The organism is Pistricoccus aurantiacus, from assembly GCF_007954585.1.
GTDB classification, from domain to species: Bacteria; Pseudomonadota; Gammaproteobacteria; order Pseudomonadales; family Halomonadaceae; genus Pistricoccus; species Pistricoccus aurantiacus.
Window position 1 is genome coordinate 593,690 of sequence record NZ_CP042382.1, and the last position, 23,719, is coordinate 617,408.

Genomic DNA, 23,719 nt, shown 5'->3' on the forward strand with positions numbered 1-23,719 from the left:
GCAAGCCGTTTCAGGCACTCTTGATCTCGACGCGACGAGGCTTCATTTCCTCGCGCTTGGGCAGCTGGATCTCGATCAGTCCATTGGTGGCGCGCGCTTCGGCGCGTTCGGTATCCACGCCCTCCGGCAGGGTGATGGATCGTGAAAACTCGCCGCTGAAACGCTCCTTGCGGTAGTAGGCACCCTGCTGCTGTTCATCCGCGCCGAGAGCGGACTCTCGCTTGCCTTGCAAGGTCAGGACATTATCCTGAACGCTTACCTCCAATTCGTTTTCACTCAGCCCCGGGGCGAACACGTAGACTCGATAAGAGTCATCCGTACGACCCATGTTGATCATCGGAAACGTCCCCGGAGGCATGGAACGAATATCTGAGGTAGCAGTAGGAAAAAACTCATCCATTACCTGCCTGAACCAATCGAAATCCGCAGACTTCGGCCCACCGGAACGCCAAAATTCATCGAACAACATGATCGAACACCTCCTTTGACAAGACAGTGTTTCCCTCTTTCGTTTCGCGATGCTAGCGAACTCTTTTTGAGTTCTTATCACCTGAACGATTTTTACTAGCTCGCTACTTGAAACATGGTGGCGAGCGCAAGGATTTCAAGGACGGAAAATGCTCGCAAGCCCATTAAGGAGGGTATTTTTCATCACATTGTTTTGGGGACTCATTCAACTTGCGAGTCAAGGTATTGCGTCCCCAGCCCAGCAGCTTGGCTGCTTCGCCCCTGCGCCCACCGGTATGCGACAAGGCGGTTTCGATAAGAATGCGCTCCGCTTGCGCCAGCGCCTCTTCGAACGCCGCCGTGGAGCCCGACGCCAGGGTGCGCTGCGCCCAGCGGCGAAGCGCCTCGCGCCAGTCCTGCCTGGCGTCGCTGTTTTCGATTTCACGCAGTTCCATCGGCAGGTCGTCGACCAATATCTCGCGCCCGGTAGTCATCACCGTCAGCCAGCGGCAGGTATTCTCTAATTGACGCACGTTGCCGGGCCAGGGCAGCCGGGCCAGATGCCGCTCCGTCTGGGGGGTCAGTCGTTTCGGCTCCACGGCCAGCTCCCTAGCGGCTTCCGCAAGAAAATGCCGCGCCAGGCAGGGAATGTCCTCGGCGCGCTCCGCCAGTCGCGGCAGATGCACGCGAATCACGTTGAGACGATGAAAAAGATCCTCGCGAAAGCGTTTCTGCTCCACCAGTGCTTCCAGGTTCTGATGCGTGGCGGCAATGATACGCACGTTGGCCTTCAGCGGAACGTGGCCCCCGACACGATAAAACTCGCCGTCGGACAGCACACGCAAAAGCCGCGTCTGGGTATCCGGCGGCATGTCACCGATTTCATCCAGAAACAGGGTGCCGTCATCCGCCTGCTCGAAGCGTCCGCGACGCAGCGCCGTGGCGCCGGTAAAAGCGCCTTTCTCGTGGCCGAACAGCTCGGACTCCATCAGCTCCTTGGGAATCGCCGCCATGTTCAAGGCGATGAACGGACCCCCGGCCCGGGGGCTATGCTGGTGCAGCGCCTGGGCGACCCGCTCCTTGCCGGTGCCGGATTCTCCGTTGATCAGCACGGTGATATTCGACTGGGACAGACGACCGATGGCGCGAAATACCTCCTGCATGGCCGGCGCCTCGCCGATGATCTCCGAAGGCGTCGCCGGAGGCGTTGTCACGGGATGCCGATCCTTTCGGGCATGGGCGACGGCGCGGCGCACCAGCGTCAGGGCCTCGTCCACGTCGAAGGGCTTGGGGAGATATTCGAAAGCGCCGGCCTGGTAGGATGCCACGGCACTATCCAGGTCCGAATGAGCGGTCATCACGATAACCGGCAGCTGCGGATAGCGTTCCTGCACCTGAGCCAACAGATCGAGACCGTCGATGCCCGGCATGCGAATATCCGTGACCAGCACCTCCGGCGGCTGAGCGTCGATGCGCCGCAGGGCTTCGCTGGCACTCTCGGCGCTTTCCACCTGCAGATCGCTTTGCGCCAGCGCGCGCTCGAGCACCCAGCGAATGGCCCGGTCATCATCGACGATCAGCACGCGAGCGAGATCAGGCATGGATGTCTCCGGAAGGCGAGGATGGGATCTGCTTGATCACCGGCAGCAATAGTCGAAACTCGGTATGCCCCGGGATAGAGTCGCACTCGATCAATCCTTGATGCTGGTGCATGGCGGCCTGAGCGATGGAAAGCCCGAGACCGCGGCCCTTTGCGCGTCCGGAAACCATCGGATAGAACAGCGTGTCCCGCAGCGCCCGGGGGATGCCCGGACCGTTGTCGATCACCGCGATTTCGCATACCAGGCGATGACGTTCCGCCCCCAGAGTGAACTGGCGTCGAGCCCGGGTGCGAAGCGTCAGGGTCGGCTGGGCTGCGGCGCTTTCTTCCATCGCCTGCATGGCATTGCGCGCCACGTTGAGCAGCGCCTGGATCAACTGCGCCTCGTCGCCGAGCAGTTCCGGCAGGCTGGGGTCGTAATCGCGGCGTATCTCGATATCGACGTGTTCGGCGCTCAGCAAGGCACGAACCCGTTCCGCGACCTGGTGAATGTTCAGCGTCGCGAAAGCGATACGATGATTCGGCCCGAGCATCCGATCCACCAGATCCCGCAGCCGATCCGCCTCCTGGATGATTACCTGGGTGTATTCGCTGAGTCCCGGAGCGATCAGTTCACGTTCCAGAAGCTGAGCCGCCCCGCGAATGCCGCCCAAGGGATTCTTGATCTCGTGAGCCAGGCCTCGAGTCAGCGTCTTGATGGTGGTCTGATGCGCCAGCAGCGCCTCCTCACGAGAAATTCGCAGCAGCCGATCCCGCGGCTCGATCTCCAGCAGCAGTTCGTCTTCGGGAAGTGGCGTCACGGTAACGTCCACGGTGACGCCTTCGCCGGAGGGCAAGGCGATCACCGCTTCGCGCTGAGTGTAGGAACAGCCGGCCGCTCGCGCCCTGCTCATCACCTCGATGATCGCGCCCTCGAGATGGTCCAAGCGCATACCCTGCATGCGCTCCAGGCTCAATCGCATCAGCGCTTCCGCCGCCGGATTCATCCAGCGCAGCCGCAGTTGAACATCCAGCAACAGGATTGCCGTGCTCAGGTGCTCCAGCAGACGTCGGTACATGACACCACTCGAATTTGTCGAAAGGAATGGATTGTTATGAGCAAGAACCGGGCCAATTCGCTTCAACAATATGGAGAACGAGCACCGGCGCCTTTTTCATCAAGATTTTCGACAAAACGACCGTATAGTGAAAGCGCTTCACTGCACCATCTTAGTGCAAAGAAACACCCTGCGTTAATGCAAGAGGTCGAGACTTCTAGCGAGCCTCAAGGATTCGTGACGCCCTTCCCGGCGCCCGGGATGGTAGGCGCGCCGCTGATCCCGGAAACCGGGCCGTTGGGAGTATTGGGGTTATTGGGATTTTGCGGCAAATTGGCGCTGGCCCGCTTCACATAAAGAATAGTCGGCGCCGTGCTCTCGAGCACCCGGCCGTCCTCGCCCAGCAGTTCCGCGCTCAAGCTGTGCCTGCCTCGCTCCAGTCCTTTCAGCACGAAAGTACTCCCTCGCTGGGGCGGCTGATGGAGCCGGTCATCCACCAGCAGCTGCACGCGATGGTTCTGGTGCAAGGCTGGCTCGATGGCCAGGCGAACCTTGACATCGCCGGCCAGGCCATTGGGCAAGGTCGTGCCGCTCTCCGGCGAGGCAATAGCGAAGCGGGTATAGCTCGGAAAGACATCGCCGGTGGATGACCGGGAAGGAGAAATCGAAAACCCGGAATAAGGGGGGGGGCGGGAGGGAATCGTCGTCAAGGGGGTGAGATCCACCGCCTTGCCGCCCTGCTTCGGGTCGTCGGTAAATATTACGTTGCCTTTTTCATCCACGAAGCGATAAACCGTACCCGCAGCGATACATGAGCCGCTCAACCAGAGAATGCCCAATAGCGTACAACAGATTAACAATAGTCGGCTCATTACCTGTCCTCGAAGCGATGGCCCTGGGCATGAAAGCGTTACTTGTAAATTGTATCTCAATGTAACGAAAAAAGGAGCCGCTTGGCGACTCCTTTCGCTATCTCGAGACGCTGTTTTCGCAAACTTACGCCCCTGGTTCGCGTTACCATGCGCTTATCACAGGAAAGGCTCCCATCTCGCCGATTTTATTATCGGCAGCCATAATCAACAGCTGTAGTACATATCGAATTCGATGGGATGCGTAGCCATGCGTAGCCGCTCCACATCCTCGTACTTGAGCTGGATATAGGCGTCGATCATGTCGTCGGTGAACACGCCGCCTTCGGTCAAGAAAGCACGATCCTCGTTCAAGGCCTCCAGCGCCTGCTCCAGACTGCTGGCCACCGTCGGCACGGCCTTGCCTTCCTCCGGCGGCAGGTCGTAGAGGTTCTTGTCCATGGCATCCCCGGGATGAAGCTTGTTCTTGATGCCGTCGATACCCGCCATCAGCATGGCCGCAAACGCCAGATACGGGTTAGCGGTCGGGTCCGGGAAGCGGGTCTCGACCCGCTTGCCCTTGGGGCTCGCGGTATAGGGAATACGAATGGAGGCACTGCGATTGCGGGCGCTGTAGGCCAGCATCACCGGCGCCTCGAAGCCCGGCACCAGGCGCTTGTAGGAGTTGGTGGAGGCGTTGGTAAAGGCGTTCAGGGCCCGGGCATGCTTGATGATGCCGCCGATATAGAAAAGCGCCATCTCGGAGAGCCCGGCGTACTCGTCACCGGCGAACTGGTTGCTGCCATCCTTCCAGAAGGACTGGTGAATGTGCATGCCGCTACCGTTGTCGCCAACCAGTGGCTTAGGCATGAAGGTGGCGGTCTTGCCATAGGCGTGAGCCACGTTGTGGATCACGTACTTCATTTCCTGGACTTCGTCCGCCTTCTTCACCAGAGTGTTGAACTTCACCCCGATCTCGTTCTGACCGGCGGTGGAGACTTCATGGTGGTGCACCTCGACGCTCTGGCCGATCGCCTCCAAGGTGTTGCACATGGCGCCACGAATATCGTGAAAGCTGTCCACCGGCGGCACCGGGAAGTAGCCACCCTTGACCCGCGGTCGGTGGCCCAGGTTGCCACCCTCCAGCGCCCGGTCCGTCGACCAGGCGCCCTCTTCCGAGGAAATCTTGAACATGGAGCCTTCGATGTCGGTCTTGAAGTGCACTTCGTCGAAGATGAAGAATTCCGGCTCCGGGCCGAAAAAAGCGGTGTCCCCCAGGCCGGTGGACTGCAGGTAGGCTTCCGCGCGCTTGGCGATGGACCGCGGATCCCGCTCGTAGCCCTGCATGGTGGCGGGCTCGATAACATCGCAGCGAAGAATCAGGGTGGCATCCTCGGTGAACGGGTCCAGAAAACCGCTGCCGTCTTCCGGCATCAAGATCATGTCGGACTCGTTGATGCCTTTCCAGCCGGACATGGAAGACCCGTCGAACATCTGGCCGTTCTCGAAGAACTCCTCATCGATGTCCCGGGCAGGAATCGTGACGTGCTGTTCCTTGCCGTGGGTATCGGTGAAGCGCAGATCGATCCACCTGATATCGTGCTCTTCGATCAAGGCGAGGGTCTTGTCAGCCATAACTTGCTCCCATATAGAGGGTAATATTGCCGACGCATGTCGCCGGCCCGGTCAATCCAAGGGGGCCTAGCATGCCACGCCGGCAACGAGTTTGGAAAAAATGCTGCCCGTTGCCATATCCTTAGCACAAATCGTGCCAACTTCATAAACCCGTGAAATTTTAGAGACTTGCCATTCCCCAACGCCGAGGATTCCGACGCGAATCGGTTTTTTTCGGTTATCGCCCCGCCAAACGCACCAACATAGTGCAAGTAGATTCATTCAAGCACCACTTTAGGGCATGGTGGGGCATCGATTTCGTGTACCTGGTTCTTTACACTGACTTGATGTAATGAAGTTTTCCCTTCTCCCAGGGGGAACTAAATTTCATTTAAATGGCCAATTGCTACTGTTGGAAAATAAAGGCTACATATTATTACGTGATCCTTTATTAATTGAGCGTTTCCTGGTGCGCGTCTCCCAGAATCATTCCCCATGCGCCACTTGAAACCTTGCCCAATGAATCAAGGCTTGTCCTAGAACGCCCTAGAAGCGATCTGTCGATGAACGGTTATTGTGTCATTATCGATGCCCATCTCCTGGAGCCTCGCCTGCTGCGCTGTCTGGCGATGGTGCGTCGTGTCTTTCGCTCCCATGTCAGCCAGGTGGAACTCAATCTCGTTGCTAAAACCCGCAGTGACGAGCTCGAGAAAATCGCTCGCTATTTCAATGCTCGACTGGAAATAATCAACCAGCCCACCGCGGGAGCACGCCTGAACGCCGCCGCCCGGGATACCACTCAGGAACTTCTGGTGTTTCCCGGCCATTGCGGCCGATTCAAGAAGAATGCCTTGGTGCGTAACCGCGAGCTCTTCAAGGAGCGAGGCTGGGACGCGGCTGTACTAAGTCCCCAGGAGAAAGGGCTTTTCGAACGCTTCAACCGCCTGTGGCTGCGCCAGGATTCTCAACCGCTGAGCACACTTTGCGTGAGTCGCGAATGGTTCGAGCGTATCGGCGGCTTCGATGCTCAGCTGGAGGCGAGCGCCTATCAGGATCTGCTGTCTCGCTTGCTGGCCTGCAACGCCCATGTCATCGAGCTTGCGCTCTAGCCAACATTCATCACGACGGTTTTCGCAGAGGTTGTTGGCGATTCGATGCGCCAGCAGGCCCTATCCGCCTTTTTTGCGTGGTTTTTACGCCTTTACATGGCTTTTGCGGCAAAACGCTGGTAGCTAGATAGGCGCCAATACTATAATGCCGGCCAATTTTCCAGCAGGATCTTTCAGTGATCGAGAATCTTCGTAACATCGCCATCATCGCCCATGTCGACCACGGCAAGACGACTCTGGTCGACAAACTCCTGAGCCAGTCCGGCACGCTGGACCGCAAGACGGAAGGCCAGGAGCGGGTGATGGATTCCAGTGACCAGGAGCGTGAACGCGGCATCACCATCCTGGCCAAGAACACCGCGATTCGCTGGCAGGCCCCGAAGGACGATCGGATCTATCATATCAATATCGTCGACACCCCGGGGCACGCGGATTTTGGCGGCGAGGTGGAACGAGTGATGTCGATGGTCGATTCGGTTCTGCTGCTGGTGGACGCGGTGGACGGCCCCATGCCCCAGACTCGCTTCGTCACCCAGAAAGCCTTTGCCCAGGGGCTGAAGCCGATCGTGGTGGTCAACAAGATCGACCGCCCCGGCGCCCGTCCGGACTGGGTCATCGATCAGATTTTCGATCTGTTCGACAATCTGGGCGCCTCCGACGAGCAGCTCGATTTCCCGATCATCTACTGCTCGGCGCTCAACGGCATCGCCGGTCCGGAACCGGATCAACTGGCGGATGACATGACGCCGATGTTCCAGTCCATCGTCGATATCGTCGAACCGCCCCAGGTGGAACTGGACGGACCTTTCCAGATGCAGATTTCCGCGCTGGATTACTCGAGCTACGTCGGCGTCATCGGCCTGGGTCGCATCAAGCGCGGCGCGGTCAGTCCCAACCAGCAGATCAGTGTAATCGGCGTGGACGGCAAGACCCGCAAGGGCAAGATCGGCCAGGTGATGACCCACCTGGGGCTCGAACGGGTGCAGACGGACAAGGCCACCGCCGGGGATATCGTCTGCGTCACCGGCATCGACGATTTATCCATTTCCGATACCCTTTGCGATCCCGCCGCGATGGAGGCGCTGCCGCCGCTTTCCGTGGACCAGCCTACCGTCTCCATGACCTTTCAGGTCAATGATTCGCCCTTCGCCGGACGAGACGGCAAGTACGTCACCAGCCGCAACATCAAGGACCGCCTCGAGCAGGAGTTGATCCACAACGTGGCGCTGCGGGTAGAGCAAGGCGACACCCCGGAAAAGTTCAAGGTATCCGGGCGGGGCGAGCTCCATCTTTCGGTGCTGATCGAGACCATGCGCCGTGAAGGCTTCGAGCTTGCGGTGGGACGTCCGGAGGTGATCATTCGCGAGATCGACGGGGTCAAGCAGGAGCCCTACGAGGAAGTCATCGTCGACTGCGAGGAACAGCACCAGGGCGCCATCATGGAGGAACTCGGCTATCGCAAGGGCGAGCTGACCAACATGAACCCGGACGGCAAGGGCCGTGTGCGCCTGGACTTCATCATACCGGCACGCGGGCTGATCGGCTTTCGCGGCCAGTTCCTGACACTGACCTCCGGTACCGGTATTCTGACCAGCCGTTTCGATCATTACGGCGAACTCAAGCCGGACGCTTCCATCGAACGGCGCAACGGCGTGCTGGTTTCCATGGTGCCCGGCAAGGCCCTGGCCTATGCGCTCTACGCCCTGCAGGAACGTGGCAAGCTGATCATCGATCACGGCACCGAGGTCTACGAAGGCATGCTGGTAGGGATCAACAATCGCGCCAACGACATGGTGGTCAACCCCACCAAGGGCAAGAAGCTCGACAACATGCGCGCCTCCGGCAACGACGAGAACATCGTGCTGACCCCGCCGGTGCGCTTCAGTCTCGAGCAGGCCATCGAATTCCTCGATGACGACGAGCTGGTGGAAGTCACCCCGAGCCATATTCGTCTGCGCAAGAAGCACCTGACGGAAAACGAACGCAAGCGCGCCGCCAAGAAATAAGCGGTACCGCTCACGACCCACCCGCCTTGTTGGCGGGTTTTTATGGGCTGCCAAACGCGGTTTGCGATTCTTCTTTCACCTGCCTAGGCTCAAGCGACCATCTCATCAAGAAAAACCGACAGGGAAAGAGTCATGATCAAACATCGTGTAATGTCATCATTGCCGCGTCCACTGGTTGCCGCCTTTGGCCTGGCCTGCGCCGCCGGCCTGTCGGCTTCCACCGTGTCCGCGGCTTCACCGACGCAGCAGGAAGTGCTCGAGGCGGTTTCCAAGCAGGAACAACCCTTTCTCGACACCCTGGAAACCCTGGTCAATATCGATTCCGGCACCGGCGATACCCAAGGTCTGAGAGCGGTCGAAGAATTGCTCAAGGAACGCCTGCGGGAACTCGGTGCCGAGGTGGAAACCCGCCCGGCGCCGAAATTCGGCGGCAACACCGTCGTCGGCACTCTGGAAGGCAGCGGCGACCGGGCCATCATGCTGATGATTCACTACGACACCGTGTTCGAGGAGGGGGAGGCGGAAAAACGCGGATTTCGCACCGAGGACGGCCGCGCCTATGGCCCCGGAGTCGCGGACGCCAAGGGCGGCGTGGCGATGATCCTGTACACCCTGGAAGCACTAAAGGCGCTCGATTTCGATGACTATGGCAAGCTCACCGTCGTCTTCAATCCGGACGAGGAGAAAGGCTCCCTCGGTTCTCGGGATGTGATCGGCGAGCTGGCGGCGGACCAGGATGCGGTGCTGGTGTACGAGCCCTCCTTCAGCCCGGATGGCGCGGATGCGGTCACCGTGGTGACCAAGGGCATCAACTATGTATTTCTCGATGTCACCGGACGCTCCTCCCACGCGGGCAGCGCCCCGGAAAAGGGCCGCAACGCGGTGATGGAGCTGTCCCACCAGCTGCTGCAACTCGACGAGCTAGGCGACGCGGACAAGAAGACCACTCTGAACTGGACCATCGTCGAAGGCGGCAGCAAGCGCAACGTGATTCCCGAAAACGCCCGTGCGGAAGGCGATATGCGCTATTTCGCGCCGGGAGAATACGAGCGGGTCATGAACGAGGCGCAGGAGATCACTAAGAACAAGCTGATCGATGACACCCAGGTGGAGTTTCGTATCGAAAAAGGACGCCCGCCGATGCCTGACAACCCTCAGACTCAGGCGCTGGCGGAGCAGGCCAAACAGATTTATCAAGAGTTGGACCGCGACCTGAAAGCGGTGGAAATCGGCGGCGGCACCGATGCGGCCTACGCCTACAACCCGGATGCCGCCAAGCCCGCGGTGCTGGAATCCCTGGGTGTGGTGGGCGGCAATGCCCATAGCCCGGATGAATACGCGGAGCTCGAGAGCATCGTACCCAGGCTTTATCTCTCTACGCGCATGGTCATGGCGCTTTCCGATTCATCGAAGTCGAGCGAACCGGAAAGCACCGATCGGTAACAGAAAGACGCCTGGTGCAAGCCCGCTTTTACAGTGGGCTTTTTTGTTGCCCGGGAAAAAGGCTAAGCTAAGACCATGTTCGTGCTGACAAAGTACGGCGAATCACAACCCAACAGGAGAAGCGCTCATGAATCGGCATAAACACGTGGAATGGGACGATCCGGGCAACAACAGCGTATTGAAGTTCTACGAGCGTGACCCCCAGGATTATGTCGAGCCCCATCCCGGCAGCATCATTACCGCGATTTACGAAGGTTTCACGGTGCGGGTGCGAGTCGAGGCTTTCGTCGACGGCGATACCAGCATCGGCGAGGTTGTCGCGCTGATCAATCCCCGCAGCGGTGAACGCAAGAAAACCCACAGCAAGCTCGAGGTGGGCGATATGGTTCGCGTGCCGGATGCCATGCGCTCCATGGATCGACGCGATCCGGATGTTGAAAACAAGCACTGACACCAGAAGAAGTTTCATGCAAGCGTTGGATATCCTTCGCCGACGTCCGCATGCCCGCATCGATTCACGACTACGCTGATAAATACCGCCGTGTGCCGCAGGCGGTATTCTTTTGCGGCAAACCCCGTTCAAGCACGATACTCGAAGGAGACAGCTTATGGCAGCGGATTCCTCCCCCGGCCTGTGGCGGCGCATTCCTCTATGGCAGAAGATTATCGCCGGCCTGATCCTTGGCGCCTTGGTAGGCGCGCTGATGGGCGAAAATGCCGGCATATTCAAACCCTTGGGCGATATCTTCATCAGCGCCATCAAGATGCTGATCGTGCCGCTGGTGTTCTCGACCCTGGTGGTAGGCATCACCGCCATGCGCGATCCCCAGAAGATGGGGCGCATCGGCGCCCGCACCATCGTGCTCTATTTGATCACCACTGCTTTCGCCATCGCCATCGGCCTGCTGGCCTCGACGATCTTCCAGCCTGGCGCCGGTCTCGACATGAGTTTCGATACCCCGGTGGAATCCGAGGAGGCGCCATCCCTGGTGGAAATCCTCGTCAATCTGGTGCCTCAGAACCCCATCGATGCCCTGGCGGAAGGCAATATCCTGCAGATCATCGTCTTCGCCATGGGCCTGGGAATCTCCCTGATGCTGATCGGCGAGAAAGGCGAGCCGGTAGTGCAGGTCTTCGAAAGCTTCGCCGAAGCCATGTACAAGCTCACGGAAATCGTCATGGCCTTCGCTCCCTTCGGCGTGTTCGGCCTGATCGCCTTCGTCGCCGGCAACTACGGGCTGGAAGTGCTGCTGCCCCTGGCCAAGGTAATCGGCGTGGCCTACCTGGCCAGCATCGTGCATGTGCTGGTGGTCTACAGCGGTATGCTGGTCTTGTTGGGCCGGCTCAACCCGGTGCGCTACTTGATGGGCATTCTCGACGCTTTGGTGGTCGCCTACTCCTCCGCGTCGTCTTCCGGCACGCTGCCGATATCAATACGCTGCGCGCAGAAGAATCTGGGAGTTTCCGAAGGGGTTTCCGGCTTCGTGCTGCCGGTAGGCGCCACCATCAACATGGACGGCACCGCGCTTTACCAGGGCGTAGTCACCCTGTTCATCGCCCAGTTGCTCGGCGTCGATCTCAGCCTGACGGATTACGGCATGATTATCGTCACCGGCACGCTCGCCTCCATCGGCACCGCAGGCGTGCCCGGCGCTGGTCTGATCATGCTTTCCATCGTCATGGCTCAGGTCGGCCTGCCCCTGGAAGCCATCGCGGTGGTCGCGGGAATCGACCGCATCCTCGACATGGCGCGCACCTCGGTGAATGTCGCAGGCGATCTGATGGTGACCACGCTCGTAGGTAAAAGCGAAGGCGAACTGGACTTGGAGATCTACAATTCGCCCAATAAAGCATGAAAAATTTAATAAAAAAGAATTATTTTTATTAAAAATACTGGCACTATGCCATTTAGGTGTATAAGTTTTGTACATCTCTCGACGGCAAGCTCAAGCCTCCAAATGAACTCTCGCAGCAAAAATTGCTGCATGCCCGGCACCCCCGCCGGGTTTTTTTTGTTCTTCAAAAAAACCTCGATGGCTTCTATGCTGATAACGTCACTCATAACGAAGGAGACGTTGACATGGCAGACAAGGAAACCTGCGCATGCCCGAAATGCGACTGCGAGGTCAATCAGGATCAGGCGGTAACCGCCGGCGGCAAGACTTACTGCTGTGATGCCTGTGCCAGTGGGCATGAAAACGGTGAGAAGTGCCAGCATGAAGGCTGCAACTGCGACGCCTGACCAGCGTCGCTCCCATTCATTCCGCTGACGAAACGCCAGGAGAAAGGATGCCTAAGCAAGCGCGCGTTGAACCGATACGCGATATCGGAGAACTCAAGGACAATATCGTTGGCTGGAACGTGATCGACGAAAGCCAGCCGGATAACGAAACGGTGGTTTCCAGCCACGATACCGAGCAGGAAGCCATCAAGGCCGCCGAAGAGTTCGAGCAGCAAGAGACCTGAGCCAAGGATTCATTTCAAGACGACAAGCCCCCGCCCGGGGGCTTTATCATTGGCTGCCCATGAATCTTTATCCAATCGACGGGACACCTCATGTCATTGATCGAATTACAAGGAGATCGCGCCGCTGTCGGGTTTGCCCACGGTCAAGCGCTTGACGACAGGATTCATGACAGCCTCGCAGTCTACGAACGCCTGTTTGCGGATTTTGTCGGGCTCTCCTGGTCACAAGCGCGAAGCCAGGCGACTCGCTTTCTTCCAGCCATCGAACGCCACTTCCCGGACATTCTCGATGAGCTTCAGGGCATCGCCAAGGGCGCGAACCTGGATTTCGAGGATATCCTGGCGCTGAACTGCCGCAGCGAAATCGCTTTGACTCAATCCGGCGGCTGCTCCGCCCTTTCCCTATGGCACGAGGAAACTCAGTGGCTGGCCCAGAACTGGGACTGGCGGGCGGATCAGCAAAGGAACGTGGCGATACTCAGAATCACGATGGACGGCCAGGCGCCGTTGATCAGCGTCGGCGAGGCAGGCATGGTGGGCAAGATCGGTCTCAACGTCCACGGCATCGGCGTCTGCCTGAATGCCATCCGCTCCCAGACCTGCGGCGACGGCCTGCCGATTCATATCGCCCTGCGCAAGATTCTAGAATGTCGGGATTTTGCCGCGGCACAACATATATTGCGCGAAGAACGCATCGCCTCCCCGGCGCATTTTCTGGTCGCAAGTCAAGACGGACAAGCCATAGGTTTCGAGGTACATCCGGGCACGCCCGGCGAAATCGCCCCGCGAAATGGCACGGTGCTGCATACCAATCATCTGATCGATCCGATGACCACCGGCGAAATCGCCGACTTCCCCCGCCCGGATTCCCCGCTGCGGCTATCGCGACTGGAAACGCTGATGGAACGGCTCAATGCCACCACTCCCGGCGCTTTTTTCGAAGTACTCAGTGATCACGACAACGCTCCCTCCTCGATCTGCCGCCACATCAATCTCGAGGTGCCGGAAGCGGAACGCATGGAGACACTGTTCAGCGTGGTGATGAACCTCAATCAGCGCCGTCTTTACCTGCGCATGGGCAAGCCCTGCGAAAGCGACGGAATGGAAACGTTCTCTTTGGAAATCTGATAGGAAGTTGGCATGATCGGTTTTTGGAGTTATTATAACCCCGAAATGCGGTAAGGAGTCGGGGGGGGGGGGGTGAAAAGCAGTGATTTTATCAAAGAACTTGAAGCGAATGGATGGCGTCTTGATCGAGTAAAAGGTAGCCATCATCATTTTAGACACGCGGATATGCTTGGCACTATTACCGTGCCTCATCCAAAAAAAGATCTAAAAAAGGGCTTGGTACAAGCGATTAGAAAACAAGCTGGACTCAAATAGGTCCGACAATCCTGACACCACACAGGAGTTACTTTACATGCACTATCCCATTGCCATTGAAGTCGGCGATGAGCAGCACGCCTATAGCGTGGTAGTACCCGATTTGCCGGGGTGTTTCTCTGCCGGTGATACCTTCGATGACGCAATTGCCAACGCCCGCGAGGCTATCGAGGGTCATCTGGAAAGCCTGGCCGAGCATGGCGATCCTATTCCTACCGCAACCACCATTCAGCAATATTTGAAAGAACCCGAGTACGCTGGCTGGGTATGGGCGGCAGTCGAAATCGACATGACCCCATATCTGGGAAAAAGCCATAAAATAAACGTGACGCTGCCCGATCTATTGATCAAACGCATCGACAACACCGTTTCCAAACAGAGCGAGTATCAAAGCCGCTCCGGCTTTTTAGCTCGTGCCGCATTACACGAGCTGGAGCGCAGCGCACGTTAGACAAGACTCAACCCGCCAACGCTTCTTCCACCAGTTGCCGAGACTCCGCGCTCATCGGCAGCTCCAGGGCCAATGTCCGAGCCTGGTCGGACATCTTGTCCCAGGTCATTCGCACGATACGAATCAGATGATCCCGCTCGATCTGTCGGGAGAAGTCCGCGAAGTAGTTTTCCAGGAACACCAGGCAAGCGCAGTCTTCCACCGACTGCGCCTCCTCATCACGGCCCAGGCCTTGCTTGCGTACCAGTTGCTCGACGCGACGCGCGTCTTCGTCGGTATAGCCGTTTTCCCGCAGCACCCGAGCGGCGGTTTCTCCGGCGCGCTTGCCTTGATCCCGTCGCCAGGTCAGATAACCGACTCGCCCTTCCGGATAGTCCGTGCGCGGCACCTCCCAGCGCTGCAGATGCTGAGCATTCACCGCCAATTGAAGCAGCTCACTCGGTGATTTTCTCAGCCGAAACAGCCAGGCGCTCATGCGATGAGCATGCCACAGCTCCTTGGCAACCGGCTCACCGTCGATATCCACACGACGCGGATCCTGCGCATGCAGCGCGTTCAACTGGGTCAATGCCTGATCAAAGGACTCACTCATGAGGGAAAACATCCTCCCGTTATTCGACGGCCAACCCTCAGCCTAACGGAAGTATCGCCAAAACGCTTTCTCAAGCGGCTTGGCGATACCCCCGCTGATTCTTGCGGGAGTAGCTTCCCTTGCCCTTCTTGGGTTTTTCCTGGCGCATGCGGAACATCGGCGTGCGCAGTTTTGCCTTCAAGGCGTTGTCACGAATCTTGCCTTTTTTCATCAGCTTGCTCTCCAGTTAAAAAAAGAGCCATACCGACATTTCGGTGCGGCTCATCTCGTTACGTCAAATCATCCAGCGTAAGGTCGAGCACCTCGGCAATGCGCGACAGCCCCCCACTGAACTGGCTTTCCTGCCAGATTCGAGTTTCGAAAAGTCGATCAGTTCCGGCGCTTCTTCCGCTCCTTGAAGGGGGAGTGCATCTGGCAGCCTCGTTTCGAATCGCTGAGCTACGCTAGCGGCTCGGATCAGAAAGCCCACCACCCCAGGAAGTGCCCTGGGGTGGCTGTCTAGTGAGAGCGCAGGCCTCCGTTTCCCTGATCAGGAAGCCAGTGCTTCGGCTTCACGCTTCTGGCTCATTGCCTGCGTTTCCTGCTCATCCTTGAGGGTCGGGCGCAGCAGCAGCATGGCGATGGCGATGACCAGCAGCACCGAGGCCTCGTGAACCAGCATGCCGATGGCCATGGTCACGCCGCCGAAGAGTACGCCGAAAAGCAGCAGGGCGATGGCGATGTTGAGACGCATGGTCTTTACCGTCCGCTTGGCCAGGTTAAGGGCATAAGGCAGGCGAGGCAGCCGGTCGGCCATCAGGGCGATATCCGCGGTTTCGATGGCCGCCGGTGAGCCGGCTGCGCCCATGGCGATCCCGATATCGGCCTGGGCGAGGGCGGGGGTATCGTTGACGCCGTCACCGACCATGCCCACGGTATACCCTTGGCTCTGCAGCTCCTTGACGATGACCAGCTTATCTTCGGGCATCAGCTCTGCGTGCACTTCATCGATGCCGAGCTCAGCGGCAATGTTCTCGGCGACACGCTTGGCGTCCCCGGTGGCCATGATGACCTTGACGCCATTGTCGTGCAGAGCCTTGATCGCCTGGTAAGCAGTGTCGCGAATGGTATCCGCCACGGCCACGATACCGACGGCGCGGCCGTCCACGCCAACGTACATGGCGGTCTTTCCGGCGGCGTTGAGCTCCAGGGTACGCGTGTTGTCCGGGCTCTGGTCGAGCAGGTCGGCGGTGCCGACCGCGATGGTGCGTCCATCAATATTGGCGCGAATACCCTTACCGGTAACCGGCTCCGCCTTGTCGACCATCTCCACAGTCAGTTTGCGCTGTTCGGCGCCGCGGATGATCGCTTCCGCCAGAGGATGTTCGGAGGCGGTCTCGGCCCTGGCGGCCAGAGTGAGCACCTGGTCTTCGCTGTAGGCGTCATCCAGTACGACTACATCGGTCAACACCGGCCTGCCGTAAGTCAGTGTGCCGGTCTTGTCCACCACCACGGCGTTGACACGGGCCGAGGTTTCGAGATATTCGCCGCCCTTGATCAGGACGCCGTCTCTGGCCGCGCGACCGATACCCGCCACGATGGATACCGGGATGGAAATCACCATGGCACCCGGACAGCCGATGACCAGCAGGGTCAGGGCCAGTTCCACATTGCTGGTGATCAGGCCGATCACCAGCGCGGTCAGCATGACCCCCGGGGTATAGTACCTGGAGAATTTCTCCATGAAGGTCTGGGTTTTGGCCTTGTCATCCTGGGCGTCTTCGACGCGGTGAATGATCTTGGCCAGGGCAGTGTCCGATCCGATGCCAACCGCCTTGACGCGCAGCAAGCCGGATCTCAGCCAGGTACCGGCGAAGACCTCCTCGCCTTCGGCTTTCTCGGCGGGGACGGACTCACCGGTGATGGTGGCTTCATCCACGCCGCCATGGCCGGTGACCACGGTGCCATCGACGGGAACCTGTTCACCGTTCTTGATCAGCACTATGTCGCCAGGCACAAGCTCCCATACCTCGACGGTCTCTGCTTCCCCGTCACGCAGCACGGTGGCCGTCTCGGGAGCGGCATCGACCAGATCCGACAGGGCCTTGCGAGTCTTGTTCAGGGTGGCCCTCTCCAGGGCGCCGCCGAAGGCGAAGAGGAAGGTTACCGCTGCCGATTCCCAGTAGTTGTTGATAAACAGAGCGCCGATGGCGGCGACAGTGACCAGCAGGTCGATAGAGACGATCTTGACCCGCAGCGCTTGAATGGCGGAGATGGCGATCTGATAGCCGGCCACCGCAGCCGCGGCGATCATCAGTGTGTCCCAGCCGGTGGTCCAGGAGGCGATGATCAGTAGTCCCGAGACGATCACCACACCCCAGTTTTTCCAGCGTGTCATAGGAGAATCCTCCAGATTCAAAGAGGGTTACGGATCGCGCCCTCCCGGCGCGATTCGTAGGGAATTACTGTGTTGCATGGCACAGACACCCGCGTCAGATGGCTGAGGGCTTGACGGTGTAGCCGACCTCGGCGACGGCGTCGACAAGGTTGCGTACCGAGGCTTTTTCCGGGTCGTGGCTGACGATCACCCGGCCGGAGGCGAACTTCACCTCGGCGGATTCGACGCCGTCGAGCCTCTTGAGCTTGGTCTCGATCTTCTCGACGCAGCTGGGGCAGGAGAATTCATTGGACCGCAAGGTAGTATTCTTCAAGGAAGTAGAATTACTCATGGTGTTGACTCCTAATTGATAGGTAATAGGTGGGCCGTTTTCTCAGTGATCATGGGAGCCGCTGTTGCCGGCGATCACGTTGTGCACATCCTCGAGGTAATACACGTAGTGCACATAGTGTTCGACGAACTCCCGGCCCTTATCGGGGCTCTCACTCGCCTGCTGCTTGGCCGCCAGGGTGGCTTCGAAGGCCGAGCGGGCCTCCTGCTCGAACTTGTCGACCACGCGTGCCAGGAAGGCATCGATCTCGCCTTTCTCCAGCGCTGTATCGGCCGCCTGGATGGCAGGGTCGATCTCGCCTGCTGGCTTGACGCCGGTGAAGGGAGCGCCTTCGTAGGCGCGGTGTATCTCTACCAGGGTCGCGAAGAATTGCTGATCGGCCAGCTCCTGGGCGTCGTCGCCAAGCTTTCTCACCTCGAGCGTCTTGTTGAAGGCGCTGGTCAAGGCCGTCTCGTCCGAGGCTGGTACCCATTTCAGCAGCGGGGTGATATCGCCCGAACTCAGCGCTATTTGCGCTTCCGAGATCACCGGACCGTCCATGGCGTCGCAGTGAGCGAACGCTGGGGTGGCCAGCAGCAGGGTCAGGGCAGAAGTGGTTGCGATTGCCAGCAGGCGCTTGCGAAAGATTGCGGTCATGGTGTTGTGCTCCTATATCGTGGAAGGAACAGTCGCTGTGCTGCTTGACTGTGCCTCCATGATAAGGAGCTGCGGTGACCGGATCGTTCTTTAACGCGCCTTCGAACGTTTTCTATAATACCATTAAAATCTTTTTAAATCAGAAAGATAACGGTTATTCTCCGGTTTTCTGAAAGTCGAACCCTAGCCCTGGGCACGATAGGCGCTGGGAGTCATGCCGGTAGCCTTCTTGAAGGCCGTATTGAAGACCGACTTGGAGTTGAAGCCCGAGTCATACATCACCTGCAGGATGGTGGTGCCGGGATCTGCCGCCTGCAGTCGCCGGCGAGCCTCGGCGACGCGGTAGTCGCTGACGAATTCAAAGAAGTTCTTCTCGAGCCCCTGGTTGATGGTTTGCGACAGCTCACGGGTGGGCACACCAAGCTGCCGGGCCAGCTGCTCCACCGTCAGATTGGCGTTCAGGTAGGGCCTGGTCTCGGCCATGTGGGTTTCAAGGCGCCGGAGCAGTGCACTATCCACTTCTCTCTCTGGCGCGTCCTGGTTGTCGTCGCTCTGGGCGAGGCGTGTCTCTTCGGCGCTCAGCCCCGAGAAGATAGCAGGCTGGCGCAGGGCGTGGATCAGCAGGTAGTTGATAAACAAAAAACCTGTGATGGCACCGATGGTGGAGACCCATTCGGCGCTGGCATCGCTCTTAAAGACATGGGCGGAGAGGCAGTAGAAAAGGCTGAGGGTCCAGACGAAGGCATAGCCGATCAGCAGCGTACGCAGCCAGGCCAGCTGTTTGTTCTCCAGGTTGGAGAAAAGCTGGCGTACCGTGGTGCCGAAGCGGCCGATAGCGCGAATGGTGGCCCAAAGGTAGCCCAGGAAGACCAGGTGGATGGCGGCGGCCAGCAGGAGATCAACCAGCGTCAGGTACATGATGTTGGCTCGTCTCCGTTTCGATGATTCAGCCGCGCATCGACTTATGATCACTGCGGCGACGCCGTAGTCTGTCTTCAAGCCACGCGAACACGTACCCGCGCGGCTCATCGATCCCCGTCATGACATACCGAAGCGTATAGGGATTATGGAGTGTCGCCTGCAGCATCGGCTCCGCCCAATGAACACCGCAGACGAGGGCCTCGTCGCCGATCTCAAGCGGAAAATCCTTGTCCGGCAACATGATCGACTGCCCTGCCCGGCGAACGGCGAGCGCTTCGCAGGGGAGCTTTTCCGGGAACGAGCGCGCATCGCGACACAACACACCCAACGCCACCGCCCCTCCAGCTTGCAGATATTCGGTCACCGCCGGCGCCTCGCCAGGCACCAGCCTGACCGACCACAGGCGCGAGGGCTCTGCGCCCACGACCGCCCGCAGACGGGCCACCAGTGCTTCCGTGCGGGCCGGTTCGCGTTCCGCAAGCCAATCGATCAATCCTTGGACGAGAGGCGAGATCAGCAGTTTCAGGATCCTTCGCGCCGTTGTCAGGCTGTGCTGAAGAATCAGGTCGGCCCGGGCGGCATCGAACGCCACCTGATTCTCATGACTGTTCTGACGCACGATACGAAACGCCTTCGGATTGAGCTGCATCACCGTCAACAACGTACTGAGATTGTCGGAATCGCAATTCGTCGCGGCGACGACCCCGGCCGCATCGTCGATCCCGGCGGCCACCAGGGCCGAATGATCCGCCCGCGCCTGGATCAGGACCGTACCTTCTCCGACCGCGTTGGCGTCCACCTCCGGATCGATGATGCGTACGCCGACGCCATGAGCCTGGAGATAGCGATGGGTCCAGTGCACCATGCGCCCGTACCCGCATAGAATCCAGTCACCCCGCGGAACCTGTAGCGGTGTCCCGAGTTCGACGCCATGCGCTCCCACGAACCACGCATTGAGATTGTGCAGTTCGGGACGGGCGATTGCCCGGTAGACGAGCTGGGCGAAGATCTCGAACGGGTCGACGACCGTGACATTGTCCAGTGCCCGCAGGTTGGCCTCGTGGCGGACCGAGGTCGAACGACAGATGACCCGGAGCCGCGGGTTCAGGTGCCGTGCCATCACCGCGATCTTGAGCGTGACGTCTTCATCGTTCGTCAGCGCAACCAGGGCCTGGCATGCCGGGTGTTTGACACCCGCGGCCAGGAGGTGCTTCGGCGCGCTGGCGTCCGCACAGAGCCCCGGCATCGCCACCGTATAATCGCGCACGCCCAGTGCCTTGATGCGTTCTGGATCAGAATCGAGTATCACCGCGCGTTTATGATGATCGCTCAGGCCCCGGGCAAGCAGACTGCCCGCATCGCCGAAGCCACAGAGGATGATGAAAGGCTCAGCGTTGCGCTTGACCTTGCGGGCAAACTGGAACCCATCCATGGCCTGGATGAAATGGGGGTTCTGAACCAGGCCAACCAGGGATCCGATCGCATAGAACCACGCGGTGGCGCCGGTATAGAGGCAGAAGATCGCCCACAGCCGCTGTTCGTCGCTGAAGCCGTCCGGCAGTTCGCCGAAACCGGTCGTGGTCGCCGTGTAGGTGAAGAAATAAAAGGCGTGGAAAAGATTCATGTGGGTCGCCTCACCATCGACGGCCCGGCCCGGCATCAGGGCCATGCCCATGATGCCCACCGAATACACGAACAGCAGCGCGAACAGCGGCCGGCGCATATAGCGCAGGACGATCATTCCCACACGGTCGAGATCGGAGGTAGAGGCCACGTGTTTAATCCTCCCTCTGCGCTAGCGTCGCGAGAGCAGCGTGTCGCCGACCAGGATCACCGTCGCGACGATATTCGCGATCAGCGCTCCCCTTGCGATTGAAACGATATCGGTCATCTCTCCCGGCGCCGGCCCGCCCCCATCACCGGATTCCGCGACGATCCAGACGACCCGCGCCGTGATCAGCAGAAGGCCGGCAACCAGACCGGACGCCAGCAGCAATGCCCCGATCTGGGAGCGATCCCCCAGTTTAAGACCGATCGCGACCAGGTTGACGATGATGGCGAAGGTGAGAATCCACACATTGTGATGGGCGGCCGCCTCGACGCTACCCGCGACGAAGGCGACATTGAGGCTCAAAGTAAGAATGACGAAAAAACCGAATACCACCCGCTCGAGATTCATGGACCTGCTCCTGGCCGGGACGCGCCATCAGTATAGGCACCTCGGTGATGGCCCGCCCCCTTGGTCTGCTCTTTGACTGCGCCAGCAACCCGGCCCCTAGCCGGCTCGATATGCTCGAATGCCCTTTTCATGTCTGAGCTGCCTGGGCGGCAGCGAACGAATGTAGCGCCGAGGCATTTATGCTGCGCGTTTTCTGAGCTGCCTGGGCGGCAGCGAACCGTCAGTGGGTAGGCGCTATCTATCAGTATGCTTTCTGAGCTGCCTGGGCGGCAGCGAACAATACCGATCCCGCGAAATCACCGTCGAACTATTTCTGAGCTGCCTGGGCGGCAGCGAACGGTATAGAACTGGGGCATGGGGTTACCTCACTTTTCTGAGCTGCCTGGGCGGCAGCGAACAATCCGTGCGCGACATTCTTACCACGCCGGTCTTTCTGAGCTGCCTGGGCGGCAGCGAACGTACTGGCGGCGGACTATCTCAAGATCGACCTTTTCTGAGCTGCCTGGGCGGCAGCGAACCCGATCAGCGATTCGATAACCCGCGCCGGTGATTTCTGAGCTGCCTGGGCGGCAGCGAACAACCTGATCCGCTTGGCCACCATCGCCGAGGTTTTCTGAGCTGCCTGGGCGGCAGCGAACAGCCGCAAGACGGCGTGAAGCGCCTGGGAGGTTTTCTGAGCTGCCTGGGCGGCAGCGAACAGCGACAAGAGCCCAGGCGATGCCCGCAATGCTTTCTGAGCTGCCTGGGCGGCAGCGAACGGGGCAAGCGCTCGCTGACGGATATCCAGCTTTTTCTGAGCTGCCTGGGCGGCAGCGAACGACCCGGTACCGGCACGCCATCGCGGCATCGCTTTCTGAGCTGCCTGGGCGGCAGCGAACTGTGCTGCCCACTCTCGACGCGCTTGCTTAACTTTCTGAGCTGCCTGGGCGGCAGCGAACCGTCGCTCGGCGATCATGGCGATCAGGTCTTCTTTCTGAGCTGCCTGGGCGGCAGCGAACGGGTCTGGTGCGATGATCCGACGCCAGGTCCGTTTCTGAGCTGCCTGGGCGGCAGCGAACCGACGCCAGCATCGAAGTCGAGGAGATTTGATTTTCTGAGCTGCCTGGGCGGCAGCGAACGGTCATCGGCGCCGGTCGATATAGCGCCAGCATTTCTGAGCTGCCTGGGCGGCAGCGAACCTGCTGAAGCGGAACCGAACTGACCTCGTTAATTTCTGAGCTGCCTGGGCGGCAGCGAACTGAGATACCGATGAAACTGACAAAAGCAGACTTTTCTGAGCTGCCTGGGCGGCAGCGAACGCAGAGATTGCCCGGCTGCTGACGGAGGATGCTTTCTGAGCTGCCTGGGCGGCAGCGAACGCCAGCCCGGGCCGCGAGCTCCGCCGGCGACTTTTCTGAGCTGCCTGGGCGGCAGCGAACAGCAGGGTCAAGGCCACGTTGGCGGCATAGAATTTCTGAGCTGCCTGGGCGGCAGCGAACCGTCTCGGTTCCGCCGACGACGATATGATCGATTTCTGAGCTGCCTGGGCGGCAGCGAACCTCGGGACAAGCGCAAGTTATTGATTTTAATATTTCTGAGCTGCCTGGGCGGCAGCGAACACGGTCTGGCCGTTACTATTGGCCACTCGCTTTTTCTGAGCTGCCTGGGCGGCAGCGAACGCCGACAGCTTCACCTACCGGACGTTCGACGATTTCTGAGCTGCCTGGGCGGCAGCGAACAACTACGATGCCGCTGATCTTGCAGCGGTGATTTTCTGAGCTGCCTGGGCGGCAGCGAACGATCACCCGCAACAGCGCCCAGGCCGCCCGCTTTTCTGAGCTGCCTGGGCGGCAGCGAACTCGATTCTGTCTCCGTGCTGACTCGTGGCCTGTTTCTGAGCTGCCTGGGCGGCAGCGAACTCCTTGTACTGCTTGGCATCCACGGCCCGCTCTTTCTGAGCTGCCTGGGCGGCAGCGAACGCGGATCCCAGCTGGGCCAGCGGCATCGGCGCTTTCTGAGCTGCCTGGGCGGCAGCGAACGACGATTTCCTTGGCCTTGTCCGGGTACTGGCTTTCTGAGCTGCCTGGGCGGCAGCGAACGTGATCGAGATGTTCGCCTGCCTGTTGCCGGTTTTCTGAGCTGCCTGGGCGGCAGCGAACGAGCTAATCGTGGCCCAAGGCCAGGTCTTGTTTTTCTGAGCTGCCTGGGCGGCAGCGAACTTGCTGGGACTGTTCCCGATGCGTCCTGATACTTTCTGAGCTGCCTGGGCGGCAGCGAACGGCTGTGTGGCACGACAAGGC

At 59.5% G+C, this 23,719-nt stretch carries 23 protein-coding genes and 1 CRISPR repeat array (1 of these 24 only partly in view); of the genes, 10 read left to right on the forward strand and 13 right to left on the reverse strand.

Going from position 1 to position 23,719, the window contains the following annotated elements:
* Window positions 1-10: 10 nt before the first annotated feature.
* The 5 genes from FGL86_RS02810 to glnA all read right to left on the reverse strand — a co-directional run bounded on the left by FGL86_RS02810 (window position 11) and on the right by glnA (window position 5,567).
* On the reverse strand, window positions 11-328 hold the full coding sequence (locus FGL86_RS02810) for an Hsp20/alpha crystallin family protein (RefSeq protein ID WP_246131712.1): 318 nt from the start codon (window positions 326-328) through the stop codon (window positions 11-13).
* A 304-nt stretch (window positions 329-632) separates the two neighbouring features.
* Window positions 633-2,048 (reverse strand): nitrogen regulation protein NR(I), encoded by a 1,416-nt coding sequence (ntrC, locus tag FGL86_RS02815; protein ID WP_147183173.1) that lies wholly within the window; start codon window positions 2,046-2,048, stop codon window positions 633-635.
* Window positions 2,041-3,105 (reverse strand): nitrogen regulation protein NR(II), encoded by a 1,065-nt coding sequence (gene glnL / locus FGL86_RS02820; RefSeq protein ID WP_147183174.1) that lies wholly within the window; start codon window positions 3,103-3,105, stop codon window positions 2,041-2,043. The genes ntrC and glnL overlap by 8 nt, the downstream gene beginning before the upstream one ends.
* Before the next feature lie 206 nt (window positions 3,106-3,311).
* Entirely contained in the window at window positions 3,312-3,956 is a 645-nt protein-coding gene (locus FGL86_RS02825; RefSeq protein ID WP_147183175.1) for a DUF4124 domain-containing protein, read from the reverse strand.
* Between the two features lie 204 nt (window positions 3,957-4,160).
* Entirely contained in the window at window positions 4,161-5,567 is a 1,407-nt protein-coding gene (glnA, locus tag FGL86_RS02830) for a glutamate--ammonia ligase (RefSeq protein WP_147183176.1), read from the reverse strand.
* Between the two features lie 542 nt (window positions 5,568-6,109).
* Between glnA and FGL86_RS02835 the strand changes: the two genes are divergently transcribed.
* The 10 genes from FGL86_RS02835 to FGL86_RS02875 all read left to right on the forward strand — a co-directional run bounded on the left by FGL86_RS02835 (window position 6,110) and on the right by FGL86_RS02875 (window position 14,404).
* Window positions 6,110-6,655 carry a hypothetical protein gene (locus FGL86_RS02835; RefSeq protein WP_147183177.1) on the forward strand — a complete coding sequence of 182 codons (546 nt, stop codon included), beginning with the start codon at window positions 6,110-6,112 and terminating at the stop codon, window positions 6,653-6,655.
* Window positions 6,656-6,831: 176 nt separating this feature from the next.
* On the forward strand, window positions 6,832-8,661 hold the full coding sequence (typA, locus tag FGL86_RS02840; RefSeq protein ID WP_147183178.1) for a translational GTPase TypA: 1,830 nt from the start codon (window positions 6,832-6,834) through the stop codon (window positions 8,659-8,661).
* A gap of 132 nt (window positions 8,662-8,793) precedes the next feature.
* Window positions 8,794-10,104 (forward strand): glutamate carboxypeptidase, encoded by a 1,311-nt coding sequence (locus FGL86_RS02845; RefSeq protein WP_246131713.1) that lies wholly within the window; start codon window positions 8,794-8,796, stop codon window positions 10,102-10,104.
* Between the two features lie 127 nt (window positions 10,105-10,231).
* On the forward strand, window positions 10,232-10,555 hold the full coding sequence (locus tag FGL86_RS02850) for a hypothetical protein (RefSeq protein WP_147183179.1): 324 nt from the start codon (window positions 10,232-10,234) through the stop codon (window positions 10,553-10,555).
* Window positions 10,556-10,712: 157 nt separating this feature from the next.
* Window positions 10,713-11,960 (forward strand): dicarboxylate/amino acid:cation symporter, encoded by a 1,248-nt coding sequence (locus tag FGL86_RS02855; protein ID WP_147183180.1) that lies wholly within the window; start codon window positions 10,713-10,715, stop codon window positions 11,958-11,960.
* Between the two features lie 224 nt (window positions 11,961-12,184).
* Complete coding sequence (locus FGL86_RS02860; protein WP_147183181.1) at window positions 12,185-12,346, forward strand: metallothionein; 162 nt, start codon at window positions 12,185-12,187, stop codon at window positions 12,344-12,346.
* Between the two features lie 47 nt (window positions 12,347-12,393).
* Window positions 12,394-12,570 (forward strand): hypothetical protein, encoded by a 177-nt coding sequence (locus FGL86_RS17875; protein ID WP_186764460.1) that lies wholly within the window; start codon window positions 12,394-12,396, stop codon window positions 12,568-12,570.
* Between the two features lie 90 nt (window positions 12,571-12,660).
* Window positions 12,661-13,698 (forward strand): C45 family autoproteolytic acyltransferase/hydrolase, encoded by a 1,038-nt coding sequence (locus FGL86_RS02865; protein ID WP_147183182.1) that lies wholly within the window; start codon window positions 12,661-12,663, stop codon window positions 13,696-13,698.
* A gap of 72 nt (window positions 13,699-13,770) precedes the next feature.
* Window positions 13,771-13,953: a type II toxin-antitoxin system HicA family toxin gene (locus FGL86_RS02870; RefSeq protein ID WP_147183183.1), complete on the forward strand. Its 183-nt coding sequence runs from the start codon at window positions 13,771-13,773 to the stop codon at window positions 13,951-13,953.
* A 37-nt stretch (window positions 13,954-13,990) separates the two neighbouring features.
* Complete coding sequence (locus FGL86_RS02875; RefSeq protein ID WP_147183184.1) at window positions 13,991-14,404, forward strand: type II toxin-antitoxin system HicB family antitoxin; 414 nt, start codon at window positions 13,991-13,993, stop codon at window positions 14,402-14,404.
* A 7-nt stretch (window positions 14,405-14,411) separates the two neighbouring features.
* Here the strand turns inward: FGL86_RS02875 and FGL86_RS02880 are convergent, their stop codons facing one another.
* From FGL86_RS02880 to FGL86_RS02915, 8 genes are all read right to left on the reverse strand, one after another.
* On the reverse strand, window positions 14,412-14,996 hold the full coding sequence (locus tag FGL86_RS02880; RefSeq protein ID WP_147183185.1) for a DUF4202 domain-containing protein: 585 nt from the start codon (window positions 14,994-14,996) through the stop codon (window positions 14,412-14,414).
* A 70-nt stretch (window positions 14,997-15,066) separates the two neighbouring features.
* Complete coding sequence (gene arfA / locus FGL86_RS02885; protein WP_147183186.1) at window positions 15,067-15,207, reverse strand: alternative ribosome rescue factor ArfA; 141 nt, start codon at window positions 15,205-15,207, stop codon at window positions 15,067-15,069.
* A 318-nt stretch (window positions 15,208-15,525) separates the two neighbouring features.
* Window positions 15,526-17,373 carry a heavy metal translocating P-type ATPase gene (locus FGL86_RS02890; protein WP_147183187.1) on the reverse strand — a complete coding sequence of 616 codons (1,848 nt, stop codon included), beginning with the start codon at window positions 17,371-17,373 and terminating at the stop codon, window positions 15,526-15,528.
* 94 nt (window positions 17,374-17,467) lie between these two features.
* Complete coding sequence (locus FGL86_RS02895; protein ID WP_147183188.1) at window positions 17,468-17,704, reverse strand: heavy-metal-associated domain-containing protein; 237 nt, start codon at window positions 17,702-17,704, stop codon at window positions 17,468-17,470.
* A 42-nt stretch (window positions 17,705-17,746) separates the two neighbouring features.
* On the reverse strand, window positions 17,747-18,340 hold the full coding sequence (locus tag FGL86_RS02900) for a DUF6448 family protein (RefSeq protein ID WP_147183189.1): 594 nt from the start codon (window positions 18,338-18,340) through the stop codon (window positions 17,747-17,749).
* 183 nt (window positions 18,341-18,523) lie between these two features.
* On the reverse strand, window positions 18,524-19,258 hold the full coding sequence (locus FGL86_RS02905) for a helix-turn-helix domain-containing protein (protein ID WP_246131714.1): 735 nt from the start codon (window positions 19,256-19,258) through the stop codon (window positions 18,524-18,526).
* Window positions 19,259-19,286: 28 nt separating this feature from the next.
* Window positions 19,287-21,035: a potassium channel family protein gene (locus FGL86_RS02910; RefSeq protein ID WP_147183191.1), complete on the reverse strand. Its 1,749-nt coding sequence runs from the start codon at window positions 21,033-21,035 to the stop codon at window positions 19,287-19,289.
* Window positions 21,036-21,056: 21 nt separating this feature from the next.
* Window positions 21,057-21,440: a DUF6394 family protein gene (locus FGL86_RS02915; protein WP_147183192.1), complete on the reverse strand. Its 384-nt coding sequence runs from the start codon at window positions 21,438-21,440 to the stop codon at window positions 21,057-21,059.
* Between the two features lie 130 nt (window positions 21,441-21,570).
* Window positions 21,571-23,719: direct repeats of the CRISPR family, unit length 28 nt; unit sequence TTTCTGAGCTGCCTGGGCGGCAGCGAAC; it runs 3,100 nt beyond the window's last position.

Bases quoted from the DNA above. Each gene is read 5' to 3' on its own strand.
- FGL86_RS02890 (WP_147183187.1), bottom strand. From the start codon at position 17,373: ATGACACGCTGGAAAAACTGGGGTGTGGTGATCGTCTCGGGACTACTG.
- FGL86_RS02905 (WP_246131714.1), bottom strand. From the start codon at position 19,258: ATGTACCTGACGCTGGTTGATCTCCTGCTGGCCGCCGCCATCCACCTG.
- FGL86_RS02900 (WP_147183189.1), bottom strand. From the start codon at position 18,340: ATGACCGCAATCTTTCGCAAGCGCCTGCTGGCAATCGCAACCACTTCT.
- FGL86_RS02895 (WP_147183188.1), bottom strand. From the start codon at position 17,704: ATGAGTAATTCTACTTCCTTGAAGAATACTACCTTGCGGTCCAATGAA.
- arfA (WP_147183186.1), bottom strand. From the start codon at position 15,207: ATGAAAAAAGGCAAGATTCGTGACAACGCCTTGAAGGCAAAACTGCGC.
- FGL86_RS02835 (WP_147183177.1), top strand. From the start codon at position 6,110: ATGAACGGTTATTGTGTCATTATCGATGCCCATCTCCTGGAGCCTCGC.
- FGL86_RS17875 (WP_186764460.1), top strand. From the start codon at position 12,394: ATGCCTAAGCAAGCGCGCGTTGAACCGATACGCGATATCGGAGAACTC.
- FGL86_RS02850 (WP_147183179.1), top strand. From the start codon at position 10,232: ATGAATCGGCATAAACACGTGGAATGGGACGATCCGGGCAACAACAGC.
- FGL86_RS02915 (WP_147183192.1), bottom strand. From the start codon at position 21,440: ATGAATCTCGAGCGGGTGGTATTCGGTTTTTTCGTCATTCTTACTTTG.
- glnL (WP_147183174.1), bottom strand. From the start codon at position 3,105: ATGTACCGACGTCTGCTGGAGCACCTGAGCACGGCAATCCTGTTGCTG.
- glnA (WP_147183176.1), bottom strand. From the start codon at position 5,567: ATGGCTGACAAGACCCTCGCCTTGATCGAAGAGCACGATATCAGGTGG.
- FGL86_RS02880 (WP_147183185.1), bottom strand. From the start codon at position 14,996: ATGAGTGAGTCCTTTGATCAGGCATTGACCCAGTTGAACGCGCTGCAT.
- FGL86_RS02855 (WP_147183180.1), top strand. From the start codon at position 10,713: ATGGCAGCGGATTCCTCCCCCGGCCTGTGGCGGCGCATTCCTCTATGG.
- FGL86_RS02825 (WP_147183175.1), bottom strand. From the start codon at position 3,956: ATGAGCCGACTATTGTTAATCTGTTGTACGCTATTGGGCATTCTCTGG.
- FGL86_RS02810 (WP_246131712.1), bottom strand. From the start codon at position 328: ATGGGTCGTACGGATGACTCTTATCGAGTCTACGTGTTCGCCCCGGGG.
- FGL86_RS02875 (WP_147183184.1), top strand. From the start codon at position 13,991: ATGCACTATCCCATTGCCATTGAAGTCGGCGATGAGCAGCACGCCTAT.
- ntrC (WP_147183173.1), bottom strand. From the start codon at position 2,048: ATGCCTGATCTCGCTCGCGTGCTGATCGTCGATGATGACCGGGCCATT.
- FGL86_RS02860 (WP_147183181.1), top strand. From the start codon at position 12,185: ATGGCAGACAAGGAAACCTGCGCATGCCCGAAATGCGACTGCGAGGTC.
- FGL86_RS02865 (WP_147183182.1), top strand. From the start codon at position 12,661: ATGTCATTGATCGAATTACAAGGAGATCGCGCCGCTGTCGGGTTTGCC.
- FGL86_RS02845 (WP_246131713.1), top strand. From the start codon at position 8,794: ATGATCAAACATCGTGTAATGTCATCATTGCCGCGTCCACTGGTTGCC.